This window comes from Mesorhizobium sp. CA6 (genome assembly GCF_020165035.1).
Classification (GTDB): domain Bacteria; phylum Pseudomonadota; class Alphaproteobacteria; order Rhizobiales; family Rhizobiaceae; genus Mesorhizobium.
Map to the genome: position 1 here is coordinate 13,642 of NZ_JAIUHI010000014.1, position 12,858 is coordinate 26,499.

The 12,858-nt window shown below is 62.9% G+C and carries 11 protein-coding genes; 6 read left to right on the plus strand and 5 right to left on the minus strand.

Going from position 1 to position 12,858, the window contains the following annotated elements; all coding sequences use genetic code 11:
• Positions 1 to 28: 28 nt before the first annotated feature.
• From LB526_RS20855 to iolE, 5 genes are read right to left on the minus strand one after another with little or no spacing between them, the layout of a single operon-like run.
• Positions 29 to 847 carry a carbohydrate ABC transporter permease gene (locus tag LB526_RS20855; RefSeq protein WP_224629580.1) on the minus strand — a complete coding sequence of 273 codons (819 nt, stop codon included), beginning with the start codon at positions 845 to 847 and terminating at the stop codon, positions 29 to 31.
• Positions 844 to 1,737 (minus strand): carbohydrate ABC transporter permease, encoded by an 894-nt coding sequence (locus LB526_RS20860; protein WP_224629582.1) that lies wholly within the window; start codon positions 1,735 to 1,737, stop codon positions 844 to 846. Before LB526_RS20860 ends, LB526_RS20855 begins: the two co-directional genes overlap by 4 nt.
• 11 nt (positions 1,738 to 1,748) lie before the next feature.
• A complete protein-coding gene (locus LB526_RS20865) occupies positions 1,749 to 3,062 on the minus strand; it encodes an extracellular solute-binding protein (RefSeq protein WP_224551448.1) in 1,314 nt (437 codons plus the stop codon).
• A complete protein-coding gene (locus tag LB526_RS20870; RefSeq protein WP_224629583.1) occupies positions 3,059 to 4,156 on the minus strand; it encodes an ABC transporter ATP-binding protein in 1,098 nt (365 codons plus the stop codon). The genes LB526_RS20865 and LB526_RS20870 overlap by 4 nt, the downstream gene beginning before the upstream one ends.
• A 27-nt stretch (positions 4,157 to 4,183) precedes the next feature.
• Positions 4,184 to 5,095 carry a myo-inosose-2 dehydratase gene (iolE, locus tag LB526_RS20875; RefSeq protein WP_224629584.1) on the minus strand — a complete coding sequence of 304 codons (912 nt, stop codon included), beginning with the start codon at positions 5,093 to 5,095 and terminating at the stop codon, positions 4,184 to 4,186.
• 532 nt (positions 5,096 to 5,627) lie between these two features.
• Here iolE and LB526_RS20880 point away from each other — a divergent pair.
• The 6 genes from LB526_RS20880 (at position 5,628) to LB526_RS20905 (ending at position 12,847) form a co-directional block, all read left to right on the plus strand.
• Entirely contained in the window at positions 5,628 to 7,100 is a 1,473-nt protein-coding gene (locus tag LB526_RS20880; RefSeq protein WP_224629590.1) for a PLP-dependent aminotransferase family protein, read from the plus strand.
• A gap of 203 nt (positions 7,101 to 7,303) precedes the next feature.
• Positions 7,304 to 8,230, plus strand: a complete 927-nt coding sequence (locus LB526_RS20885; protein ID WP_224609683.1) for an ArsR/SmtB family transcription factor — start codon at positions 7,304 to 7,306, stop codon at positions 8,228 to 8,230.
• A gap of 185 nt (positions 8,231 to 8,415) precedes the next feature.
• The gene (locus LB526_RS20890; RefSeq protein WP_224525858.1) at positions 8,416 to 9,927 is read left to right on the plus strand and encodes an alpha-N-arabinofuranosidase; all 1,512 of its coding nucleotides are present in this window, start codon (positions 8,416 to 8,418) and stop codon (positions 9,925 to 9,927) included.
• A 46-nt stretch (positions 9,928 to 9,973) separates the two neighbouring features.
• Complete coding sequence (locus LB526_RS20895) at positions 9,974 to 11,065, plus strand: ABC transporter ATP-binding protein (protein WP_224525855.1); 1,092 nt, start codon at positions 9,974 to 9,976, stop codon at positions 11,063 to 11,065.
• A gap of 1 nt (position 11,066) precedes the next feature.
• Positions 11,067 to 12,002, plus strand: coding sequence for a carbohydrate ABC transporter permease (locus LB526_RS20900; protein WP_224525851.1), 936 nt, complete (start codon positions 11,067 to 11,069; stop codon positions 12,000 to 12,002).
• The gene (locus LB526_RS20905; protein ID WP_224525849.1) at positions 11,999 to 12,847 is read left to right on the plus strand and encodes a carbohydrate ABC transporter permease; all 849 of its coding nucleotides are present in this window, start codon (positions 11,999 to 12,001) and stop codon (positions 12,845 to 12,847) included. The genes LB526_RS20900 and LB526_RS20905 overlap by 4 nt, the downstream gene beginning before the upstream one ends.
• Positions 12,848 to 12,858 lie beyond the last annotated feature (11 nt).

The following is a 12,858-nucleotide window of genomic DNA, read 5'->3' on the forward strand; positions in this document are numbered from 1 at the left end:
CCCGCCGGTTCGTGTATCCGAGCGGCAATCATTTCACCGCGCCCATGGTCAGCCCGCGCACCAGATGCCGCTGCACCAGGAGTGCGAAGAAGACGATCGGCAACGCGCCGATGACGCCGGCGGCCGCCATCGAGGCCCAGTCGGTATCGATGCGCCCGATGAGTGTGGCGGTGCCGCGCGGCATGGTCATCGCCCGCGGCGTCGCGGTCAGCGCCAGCGCGAAAAGGAATTCGTTGAAGGTGACCAGCACGGCGAAGATCGCGGTGGCCGCGAGCCCCGGTGCCGCCAATGGCAGCGTGATGCGGCGGAAGGCGCCGAAGCGTGAATCGCCGTCCACCATCGCAGCCTCCTCGAGATCGACGGGGATCTCGCGGAAGAAGCTCTCCATCATCCAGACGCAGAAGGTGACGTTGAAGGCGGTGTAGGTGGCGATCAGTCCGAGCCAGCTGTCGAGCAGCCCGAGGCTCAGCATCAAGAGATAGATGGGTATCAGGATCACCACCGGCGGGATGATGCGCAGTGTCAGGAGGAAGAGCCCGATCTTGCGCTCCGCGGCGAATGGCAGGCGGAACCTCGCGATCGCGTAGGCGCCCATCGCGCCGAAGACCAGCGCTATCGCGACCGAGAAGAAGGTGACCACCACCGAGTTCGTCAGGTAGGAGCCGAACTGCTTTTCGGTGAACAGCCTGACGTAATTGTCGAGCGTCGGCACATGCGGATAGAGCGTGCCTTCCTGCGTGATCTCGCGGTTGGACTTGAGCGAGGTGGACACCAGCCAGTAGATCGGCAGCAGCACCACTGCCAGCACGAAAATGGTGGTGAGGATGCGCGCCAGGCGGGTGCTCATGATGCGTCCACCCTGCGCAGGAGCCTGATGGCGCTGAAGGCGAGCGCGAGCACGACGAGGCCGATCGTCACGAACAACGCCGCCGCGTATCCGGTCTGCTGGAATTTGAAAGCGGTGTCGTAGCCATAGATCGAGATCAGCCTCGTCGCTTCGCCCGGCCCGCCACGGGTCAGCACGAAAACCTGGTCGAAGGTGCCGAAGGCATCGATGGTGCGGAGCACGATGGCGACCGCCAGCACCGGCCGCATCATCGGGAAGGTGAGATCGGCGAAGACGCGCCAGGACCCGGCGCCGTCGACGCGCGCCGCCTCGAACGGCTCGTGCGGCAGCGACTGCAGGCCGGCGAGCAGGATCAGGAACATCAGCGGCGTCCACTCCCAGACGTCGAGCACGACAAGGCCGATGAAGGCATTGAGCGGGTTTCCGAGGATCTGGACCCCACCGCCGCCCGTGGCCTCTGAGAGCGCCGTCAGCATGCCGGCATCGCTGGCGTAGATCAGCCTGAACAGGATGGCGACGACGACCGGCGTGATCACCATGGGAATGATCAGCACCGTCCTGAGCAGCCGAATGCCGCGGAATTCGTGCAGGCAGAACAAGGCAAGCGCGAAGCCCAGCACTGCCTCGATCGAAACCGACAGCGCCACGAACTTGACCGTGACCCACAGCGAATTCAGGAACTGTGCGTCGCTCCAAAGCTGCACATAGTTCCGGAAGCCGACATGGGCGACCGGCGAGCCGTAGCGGTAAGCCCTGGTGCTGGCGCGCAGCCCGTCCCAGAGCGGGTAGACGAGCACGCCGAGCACGATCGTCAGGCCCGGCGCCAGCATGAGATAGGGGAGGGCGAGGTCGAGCCCCGCCCCCTGCAGGCGATATTTGCGTGCCTGCATGCCGGTTTGCATCAGTAGTACCCGGCCGTGGTCAGATAGTCCTTGACCTGCTTGGCCGCCGTGTCCAGGGCCGCACCGCCGCCGGAGCCGGCCTGCAAAGCCTTGTTGAGCTCGATGCCGAGCAGTTCCTCGACCTTCGCCCAGTCGGGGGTGCGCGGCCGCGGCAGCGCGCCGGCGTCGAGCTGCTGCAGGGCGACCGGTATCAGTCGATTGCCGGGCTTGGCGATGCCGAAGGCGCTGCGCTTGACCGGGATCGAGCCCGCCTCCGAGAGCTTGGCCTGAGTTTCGGCGCTGACGTACCACTTCAGGAACTCGATCGAATTCGCCTTGTTGGGCGCTGATTTCGGCACGCCGGCGATGAAGATGCCCATCTGGGCGATCGCCTTTTCCTGCTTGGGCACAACGCCGAAATCGAGCTTGCCGGCCACCTTGGTCTGGGCGGGGTCGTCCGCCTTCAATGCGTTGCCCGAATATTGGATGATCGCCCCTGCCTCCCCGCCGAGGATTGCCGCGCCCTCCTGGTCGGAGTCGAACTCGACCACGCCGCTCGGCGCGTTCTGCTTCATCGTGCCGACGAAGAAATCGGCCGAGGCCTTGCCTTCGGCCGAATTGAAGATCGGGTTCCACTTGTCGTCGAAGAAGGAGCCGCCGAACGACAGGAAGACCGGATACCAGCTGGTGACGATCGGGTTGCCGGAAACGCCGCGGAAGACGACCGGGTATTTGATCTTGCCGGCCGCGACGCCTTCCTTGCCCTTGGCGATCACCTCGTCCCAGGTCTTGGGCGCACCGCCGGTGAAGACGTCGTTGCGATAGGTCAGCGTCTGCAGGTCGCCGACGAAGGGCACGCAGATCAACGTCGGCTTGGCGTTCTCGAAGCCCTTGACGCGCGGCCCCTTCTGCGGCGGCCAATAGCCCATGTCGATCATCGCGCCGATCCAGTCCTTGTCCGACCCATCGATGCCTCCGGCGCCAAGATCCTCGAGCACGTTGGCGGCGCCGAACTGCGGCACCCATGGGTCGTCGAGCAGGTAGAGGTCATACTGGCCCGCGCCGCTTTGGGCGTCGGCGAACCACTTCTCGAGTGTCACCCCGTATTCGTCCTCGAGGAACTGGATGTCGAAGCCCTGCTCCTTGGCCAGCGGGATGATCTTTTCCTTGAACGGCGTCAGGCCGCCATCGGCGAAGGCGCCGATGATCACCTTCTTTCCGGCGGCGCGAGCAGGCATCGGCAGGCCAAGCGTGGTGAGGGCGGTGGTCGCCAAAGCCAGGCCAAGCCCACCCTTGATGACGGAGCGGCGAGTAAGTCTGCTGGAATGCATCATGTCACTCTCCCATTGTTGTTGACCCTGTGGACGGCTGTCAGGCCGTCCGAATTGAAGAAACAGGCGTTCGCCGGGTCGAAGGCGACGCCGATGCTTTCACCCACTACGCCCCTGAAATCGCGGCCGGCCCGGACCGAGACGTTGCCGCCTTCGAGGCGGACATTGACCAGCGTCTCGTTGCCCATCGGTTCGACGACGTAGATTTCGCCGGGCAGGGCATCGGGTGTGCCGACGCCGGCAGCGCTGCAGTCCTCCGGCCGGAGGCCGATTTCGGCGACGGAGGCGGCGCGGCAGGCAGCAAGCCGCGCGGCGTCCAGTGGGACGACCTTGCCGGCCACGATGACGCCTTGCTCGCAAAGCGTTGCCGGCAGGATGTTCATCGGCGGGTTGCCGACGAAGGTGGCGACGAAGCGGTTTGCCGGGCGGTCGTATATCTCGATGGGCGGCGCCATCTGCTGGAGCTCGCCGCCATGCATGACGGCGACGAAGTCGGCCATCGTCAGGGCTTCGACCTGGTCGTGGGTGACGTAGATGGTGGTGGCGCCGAGGCGCTGGCAGAGCCGCTTGATCTCGCCGCGCATGGTGAGCCGCAGTCTTGCGTCGAGATTGGACAGCGGCTCGTCCATCAGGAAGGCCGCCGGGTCGCGCACGATGGCGCGGGCCAGCGCGACGCGCTGGCGTTGTCCGCCCGAGAGCTGGCGCGGACGGCGGTCGAGCAGATGGCCGATCTCGAGCACGGCGGCGACCTCGCCGATCTTGGCCTTTCGCCCGGCTTCGGGCGTGCCGCGTATCCACAGCGGATAGCCGATATTTTCGGCGACCGTCATCTGCGGATAAAGCGCGTAGCTCTGGAAGACCATGGCGATGTCGCGGTCGCGCGGCTGCAGCCGGGTGACGTCGCGTTCGCCGATAAAGACCTTGCCGGCGGTCGGCATGTCGAGCCCAGCCAGAATGCGCAGCGCCGTCGTCTTGCCGCAGCCCGACGGGCCGAGCAGGGCGAGGAATTTGTGGTCCGGCACCGCAAGGTCAAGCGATCGCAGCACGTTGAGCGCGCCGAAGCTCTTGACCACCTTCTGGTACAGAACCGAACTCATCTGCCTCCCCGGCGCCCCATGCTTTCTTCAGGCCTTGCGCTCGTGGACGTAGAAGCCCGCGCCTTCGGCCAGCCTCTTCAGATTCCGATACCCCATCGTCGCGTAGGTCAAGGGATGCGCCTTGGCCGGGTCCTGCTCGGCCTCCACCACCAGCCAGCCGGAATAGCCCTGGTCGGCCAGGATCTTTAAGAGCGTCGGATAGTCGATCGCGCCGTCGCCCGGCACGGTGAAGATGCCTTCCATCACCGCGCCCATGAAGCTCATGTCGGCCTCGCGCGCTTTCTTTAAGATGGCCGGCCGCACATCCTTGCAATGGACATGCACGACGCGCTCGACATGCCGGCGCAGCAATTGCTCCGGGTCGCCGCCCGAAAAGGCGCAGTGCCCGGTATCGTAGAGCAGGCCGACCGCCTCGCCGGTTGTATGCATCAGCCTGTCGATTTCCGCGTCGGTCTCGACGATCGTGCCCATGTGATGGTGGAAAGCCATGCCGACGCCGAAATCGGAAAAGCGCTCGGCGAGCCGGGTGATCTTGGCGCCATAGGCCTTCCATTCCCCGTCCATCAGCTTCGGCCGCTGCGAGATCGGGTCGTGGATGGCGCCGTGCCGGCCGAGCGAGGTATCGGCATAGACGACGCGCCTGGCGCCGAGGTCGCGAAGCAGCGTCAGATGCGGCCGGATCGCCTCGAATTCCTCGTCCACCTCCTTCTCGCAGATGCGCCCGTCATACCAGCCGGAGACCAGCGCCAGCCCGTAATGGTCGAGGATGGGCCTCAGCGCACGGCTCTCGCGCGGGAACTTGCCGCCAAGCTCGGTGCCGGCATAGCCGGCTTCCGCTGTCTCGCTGAGGCAGGTCTCGAGCGGCGTGTCGCCGCCCAGTTCCGGCACGTCGTCATTGGTCCAGGTGATCGGGTTGATGCCAAGTCGAACTGTCGTCATTGCTCGCTTTCCGCCCCGCAGCCATGATGGCTGCGGGGTGTCCTGTCTCGGGAGGAGATGGCTGCGGTTGCTGGCGGGGGCGAAAACCCTGCCGTTTCGTTCGGCACGACGCCCTCCCAGCGCCGCGCCTATGTTTTGTCGGCGTCTTACCCCAACGTCATTGGGCGAAGTCTACGCCGCTCTGTCTCCATCGCGAGGGCCAGTTTTCCGGAAAATGAAGGAACCAGTTTGTGCGGAGAGGCGGGTGTGGCAGGATGGATAGATGGGCAACCTCGAAATCATTGATCGTCGGCGCGAGGCCCCCCTCTCTGGCCTGCCGGCCATCTCCCCCTCAAGGGGGGAGATCGGATGTCGCGCCGGCTTTCGCCAATCGCCGACGTCGCAAAGAAAAGCGAGACGCCTGAACTGCCAATCTCCCCCCTTGAGGGGGAGATGTCCGGCAGGACAGAGAGGGGGGCGAAGGAACTCGACCTTGCAGCACAAGCGTGTCGCGGCACGCCATTGCCATTGCATCCATGGGTGGGGATAAACGATGCGCTCCCACCCCAAACCCCAGGCGTTCCCGCTCGACATGCTGGCCGTCAACCGCTCGAGCCCCGAGCACCTTTCGCGTCAGCTCTATCACGGCCTCGTCGCCATCATCCGCAGCCGCGCGCTTCCCCCCGGCTCGGAGCTCCCGTCCACCCGCGCCTTGGCCGCCGAGCTCGGCCTTGGCCGCAACACCATCGTCGCCGCCTACGACCAGCTCGTCACCGAAGGCTATCTCGCCAATCGCCAGGGCGCCCGCCCGGTCATCGTCGACCTGCCCGAAGGCCCGCGCGAGACAGTGGCCGAGGAGCCGCCCGTGCCGCTGCGCCAGCCCTCGCTGCGCGGCCAGCAGCTGCTCAGCCAGCCCTATCATCACGGCAGGCCGGGGCATGTCGCCTTCCACCCCGGCATGCCGGATGCGCAGAGCTTTCCCTTCGGCGTCTGGGGCCGGCTGGTCGCGCGCCGCGCCAGCCATGGCGGCGAGACGCTGTTCGGCACCTATGACGTCACCGGCCACCCGGCGCTGAAGGACGCAATCGCCGGCTATCTCTATTCCGCGCGCGGCGTGCGCTGTCGTCCCGAGCAGATCGTCATCACCACCGGCGCGCAGGCCGCCTTCGATCTTTTGGCCCGCCTGCTGCTTGATCCCGGCGACACGGTGTGGATGGAGGAGCCAGGCTATTACGGCGCCAAGGCCGCCTTCACCGTGGCCGGTGCAAGAATCCTGCCGATTGCGGTCGACCAGGAGCGCGGCTGGCGGCTCGATGCCCCGGATTTTTCGCCCCGTCTCATCTATGTGACGCCGGCCTGCCAGCATCCGCTCGGCATCACCATGCGCATGGAGGAGCGGCTGCGCCTGCTCGACATCGCCGGGACCGCTAACGCCTGGGTGATCGAGGACGATTTCGACGGCGAATACCGCTTTCAAGGGAGGCCCGTGCCGGCGATCCAGAGCATGGACCGCTCCGGCCGCGTCATCTATGTCGGCACCTTCGCCAAGCTGCTGTTCCCGGCGCTGCGCCTCGGCTTCATGGTGCTTCCGCCGGAGCTTGCCGGCCGCATCGTCAACGCGCTCTCCACCACCGGCCAGTTCGCGCCGCTGCTGCTGCAGGCCGCCTTGGCCGACTTCATCACCGAAGGCCATATGAGCCGGCATCTGAAGCGCATGCGCCGCATCTACGCCCAGCGCCGCCAGCTTTTTCGCGACATCGTGACCGAGCGCCTGCGCGACGAGATCACACTGTCCCCCGCCGAAGCCGGCATCCAGGTGGTGGGCTATCTCAAGGATGGCATCGACGACATCAAGGTCAGCCAGGCGGCGGCGAAAAGGGCGATCAACGTCTCGCCGCTGTCGAAATATTTCCAGAACACGGCCCCGACGCAAGGCCTGGTGCTGGGCTATGCGGCGTGTGATGCCGCGCAGACGCGGGACGGGGTGGAGCGGCTGGCGCAGGCGATCCGCGAGACGCTGGTGTGAGGTTTCGCGGCGCCGGTAAATGGCGCACCCGACGTCCTGCTTGGCTAGGTCGCACGGGGCGGCAAGCCTGCCGGGGAACAAATGGCCTCTTCGCGGCCGCTCAACCAAAAAGGTGCATGGAGTGCCGCCGCCGCATTGATTGAATCAATTATCCCGATATACAAGCTGATTTCGGGTGCAAATCGCATAGGCTGGGCAATCCTTTGAGTCGCAATTTTCTGGTGATCGACCCTGAGGAGGGCATGGCCGTCCTTAAGGGCCTTGCCTCTTCGGCGCGCATTTCCATGCTGAGGCTGCTGCATGAGAAGGGGCCGATGAATGTCAACGAAATCGCCTCCGTGCTGTCGCTGCCGCAGTCGACGGTCTCGACCAATATCCAGGTGCTTGAGGATGCGGGCCTGATCCGCACCGAGAACCAGAAGGCGAAGAAAGGCAGCCAGAAGATCTGCTATCCGACCGCCGAGGAAGTGCTCGTGGTCTTCAAGAGCGAGTACCGTGCGCTCAAGAACGACGCGATCGAAGTGTCGATGCCGATCGGGCTTTACACCGGATTCGAGGTCACCGCGCCCTGCGGTCTCTGTTCGCCGGACGGGATCATCGGCCTGCTCGATGTGCCCAACACTTTCCTGGATCCGGACCGTATGAAGGCCGGTTTGTTGTGGTTCACGCGCGGCTTTGTCGAATATCAGTTCCCCAACAATGCCAAGCTCGCCAATACCGAGATTACCGAGCTCGAGCTGGTGGTGGAACTGTCCTCGGAAGTGCCGGGCACCAGCGCCGACTGGCCCTCCGACATCACGCTGACGATCAATGGCGTCGACGTCGGCACCTGGACGTCACCGGGCGATTTCGGCGACAAGCGCGGCGTTTTCACGCCCTCCTGGTGGAAGCTCAAGGGCTCGCAATATGGCAAGCTGAAGAACTGGCGGGTTTCCGCTGACGGCACCTATGTCGACGGTGTCAGGATTTCTGAGACCAGCCTCGCCGCCCTCGATCTCAAGGGCCATCACTCAATCCGGGTTCGTATTGGCGTCAAGGACGACGCCGAGCGTCCCGGCGGAATCAATATTTTCGGCAAGGGATTTGGAAATTACGATCAGGACATTCTGCTGAGGATCAAAACCGGTTGATATCATGAAATCGGGTCTCAAAAATAGTGCAGTGATTTCAGATATTTGACTTCATTTTCGACTGAGGCTGCCGGTCAATTGTCAGACTTTTGGCGGTTTTTCGCTTGACGAACGGATGCTGTTTCCCCTTTGATATCTAATAAGGTGATTTAAATCATCATTTATGATATTTTCGGAGGAAATGCATGAAGGCGGCCGTTACGGCGCATCCGCGTTATATCGTCTCGAAGATCGATCCCAGGCTCTATGGGTCCTTCATCGAGCATCTTGGGCGGGCGGTCTATACCGGCATCTATGAGCCCGGCCATGCGACGGCGGATGACAACGGCATGCGTCGCGACGTCATCGATCTTGTCCGGGAGCTCAAGGTTCCGATCGTCCGCTATCCCGGCGGCAATTTCGTATCCGCTTACAATTGGGAAGATGGCGTCGGCCCCAAGGAAGGGCGCCCGGTGCGCCTCGACCTTGCCTGGCACACGTCGGAAAGCAATGAAGTCGGCCTGCATGAATTTGCCGACTGGTGCGCCTCGGCGAACACCGAGATGATGCTTGCCGTCAATCTCGGCTCGCGTGGGCTCGATGAAGCCCGCAACCTTCTGGAATACACCAATCATCCCGGCGGCAGCGAGTGGAGCGACAAGCGCATCGCCAATGGCCGCAAGGAGCCCTTTGACGTCAAGCTCTGGTGTCTTGGCAACGAGATGGACGGCCCCTGGCAGATCGGCCACAAGACCGCCGACGAGTATGGCCGCCTGGCCCACGAGACCGCCAAGGCGATGCGTGCCTTCTCCAAGTCGCTCGAGCTCGTGGTCTGCGGCTCGTCAAATGCCAAGATGCCGACATATCCGGAATGGGAAGCGACCGTTCTCGATCATACTTACAACGAGGTGGATTACATCTCGCTGCACATGTATTTCGACAATGAAGCCAACGACGCGCCGAACTATCTAGCCATGAGCGAGAAGCTCGACGCCTACATCGTCTCGGTCGCCGGCGTCATCGATTATATCAAGGCCAAGAAGCGCTCCAAGAAGCAGGTCTACATCTCGTTCGACGAATGGAACGTCTGGTACCATTCCAAGGAGCAGGACAAGAAGATCCTTGGCGGCAATGAGGGTTGGCCCTTCGCCCCGCCATTGCTCGAAGACATTTACAATTTCGAGGACGTGCTGCAGGTCGGCCTGATCCTCAACACCTTCATCCGTCGTTCCGACGTGGTCAAGATCGCGTGCCTGGCGCAACTGGTCAACGTCATCGCGCCGATCATGACCGTTCCCAACGGCCCGGCATGGCGTCAGACGATCTTCTATCCTTATCTCTATGCCTCGATCTACGGCCGCGGCAATGCGCTGGATCTCAAGGTGGAAAGCCCGACCTACAGCTCCACCGTCGCCGGCGATGTTTCATATGTCGACGTCGCCGGCGTGCATGACACGGAAACCGGGCATGTCACCTTCTTTGCCGTCAACCGCCATTCGAGCCAGGAAATCGAAACCGCGATCGACATAGCGGGCTTCGGCGCGGCTGAGATCGTCGACCATCAGCTGATGACGCATGCTGATCTGAAAGCCGTCAATTCGGCGCAGAACCCAAGCAATGTCGGCCCCAGGAAGGGGACCGGCGCGTCGGTGGTGGGCGGCAAACTGAGCCTGCCGCTGCCGCCCTATTCCTACCAGATGGTCCGCCTGAAGCTCTGACTTCAGGCGCATCGTCGTGCATGGGCTGAGGAGGAGGAGCCTCGACGTGACGGCCGATATCGAGATCAGGAATGTGAGCAAGCATTTCGGCGCCATGACGGTGCTGGATGATCTGTCTCTGTCCATCAAGGCACGCGAATTCATCGTCTTTCTCGGACCCTCCGGCTGCGGGAAATCGACGCTTCTGCGCATGATCGCGGGCCTCGAAACTGTCGATACCGGCGAGATAGCCATCAACAACGAACGTATCGATCATCTGCCGCCGGGCAAGCGCGGCATTGCCATGGTGTTCCAGTCCTATGCGCTTTATCCGCATATGAGCGTGCGCGACAACATGGCATTCGGACTCGAAAATATCGGCATGCCGCGCGACGTCATCGATGCGCGCATAAAGGAGAGCGCCCGCATCCTCGAGATGGAGCACCTGCTCGAGCGCAAGCCGGGCCAGCTCTCCGGCGGCCAGCGGCAGCGCGTCGCCATCGGCCGTGCGATCGTCAAGGAGCCGAAGGCCTTCCTGTTCGACGAGCCGCTCTCCAATCTCGATGCGGCATTGCGGACCCGTACCCGCATCGAGCTTGCCCAACTGCACCAGCGCCTGCAATCGACGATGATCTTCGTCACCCACGACCAGGTTGAGGCGATGACGCTCGCCGACCGTATTGTCGTCATGAACAATCGCAAGATCGAGCAGATCGGCTCTCCCATGGAAATCTACGACCGCCCCGCGACCAAATTCGTCGCAGGCTTCGTCGGCGCGCCGGCAATGAATTTTGTCGAGGCGACGCTCGACAGATCGAGCCGGAACGCCACGGCCAGGTTTGCGGACGGCATATCGGTTCAGACCGAGATCGCCTCCGACCAGATGATCGATGGCAAATACACTTTCGGCATCCGTTCGGAAGACGTGCGCATCGTTCCCGCCGGGCAGGGCAATGCCGATGGCGTGGTCGATGTGCTTGAGCGGCTCGGCGAACGCACCTTGGTCTACGCCCGGCTTGGCGACGGCCAGCAGATCGTCGGCTCGGATGTCGGCAACAGCCGCGTCGCGGTCGGCGACAAGGTCGGGCTCGCATTCGACGGCCGGAAATCGCATCTGTTCGGCGAGACCGGTCGCGCCTGGCACGCGAGGGAGGTCTGACATGGACGACCGACGGGCGACGCCGCGCAACGCGCCTCCGGCCGCCGGCGCCAGAGCTGCAAGCATCGATATCTACGCGCCGCAATGGCGAAACTTCATTTTCGTGGCGCCATTCCTGTTCTTCTTCACGACGCTCCTGCTGGTCCCGCTGTTCTGGGGAATGTGGCTGAGCTTCCACAAGGCCGACACGTTCTCATCCGGAAACTTCGTCGGTTTCGGCAACTATATCAGGCTGTTTCACGACAAGGTGTTCCTGCAATCGGTCTGGAATACCTTCTACTTCGTGCTTCTGACGGTGCCGACCCTGGCGCTGATCGGTCTTTTTCTCGCGCTTTGCCTCAACCGGCGCACGCGCACCGCCGCGGTGCTGCGGACCCTGTTCTTTTCTTCCTCCGTGCTGTCGGTCACGATCGTCACGCTGATCTGGCGCATCGTGTTCATTCCGAATGTCGGCCTTCTGTCGACGATCTACGGATGGTTCGGCGCAACCGCCCCGGCTTTCATTTCCGATCCTAGCCTGGCGATGATCGGCATCGCCATTGCCACCGTCTGGTGGTGCATCGGCCTGCCGATGATGCTCTTTCTCTCCGCCCTCCAGCAGATTCCGCAGGATATTTACGAAGCGGCAGCCCTGGACAATGCCAATCGCTGGCAGACGTTACGCTCGATTACGCTGCCGTCGATCAAACGCACCTTCGTCCTGGTGGTCATCGTCCAGATCGTGCTGCAGTTCCAGCTGTTCGGCCAGGCCTGGCTGATGACACGCGGCGGTCCGAACAACCTGACTAAGCCGATCGTGCTCTACATCTATGACACCGCGTTCCGCCGCTGGGATCTCGGCATGGGCGCCGCGGCTTCGGAGGTCCTGTTCATCCTCATCCTGATGGCGGCCATGGCCCAGTACCTGGTCACGCGCAACAAGGCAGGTCAGACATGAGGGCTCCAGCCATTTCCATCAAGGGACGCACATTCGGCGACCGCGTGTTGCTGGCTCTGGTCATCCTGCTTTCCCTGGTCATGGTCGCGCCGGTCCTGTGGGTTATCGGCCTGTCGCTCAAGGAAAATGCCGAGCTGATGGCAAATCCGAATTCGGTGTTTCAGGCGCCCTATACGCTCAAGAACTACATCAACACCATCGGCACCTCGTCGGTGTTCGTCTGGGTGCTCAACAGCATCATCGTCTCCGGAGGATTGACGCTCGGAACGCTGATCCTGTCATCGCTTGCCGGCTATGGCTTTGCACGGCTGAATTTCCCCGGCCGAAACGCCCTGTTCGTGATCGTCCTCTTCGGCCTGGCGGTTCCGGAACAGGCCGTGCTTGTCGCCCGCCATCAGATCTTCAGCATGCTGAACTTCCACAACACTTATCACGGGCTCATTCTCCCGGGCCTGTCGGCTTCTTTCGGCGTCTTCCTGATGACCCAGTATTTCAAGGCCATCCCGAAGGAGCTGGACGAAGCCGCCATGCTGGACAATGCCAGCCGGTTCAGGACGTTCTGGAAGGTTCTTTTGCCGCTCACGGTGCCCGCCCAGGCAACACTGGGCATCTTCACCTTCCTCGGCGCGTGGAACGACTACTTGTGGCCGCTGATCTCGGCAACCAAGAAGGATATGTACACGCTGACGGTCGGCATGGCCTCGACACAGACCAATTTCGCCCAGTCCGAAGGCATCGGCTTCTTGATGGCGCAGGCGGTGTTCGCCGGCGCGCCGATCCTGATCGTCTACCTGTTTTTCCAGAAATACATCGTCACGGCCGTCTCGGGCGCCGCGGTGCGATGACGAGATTGCCT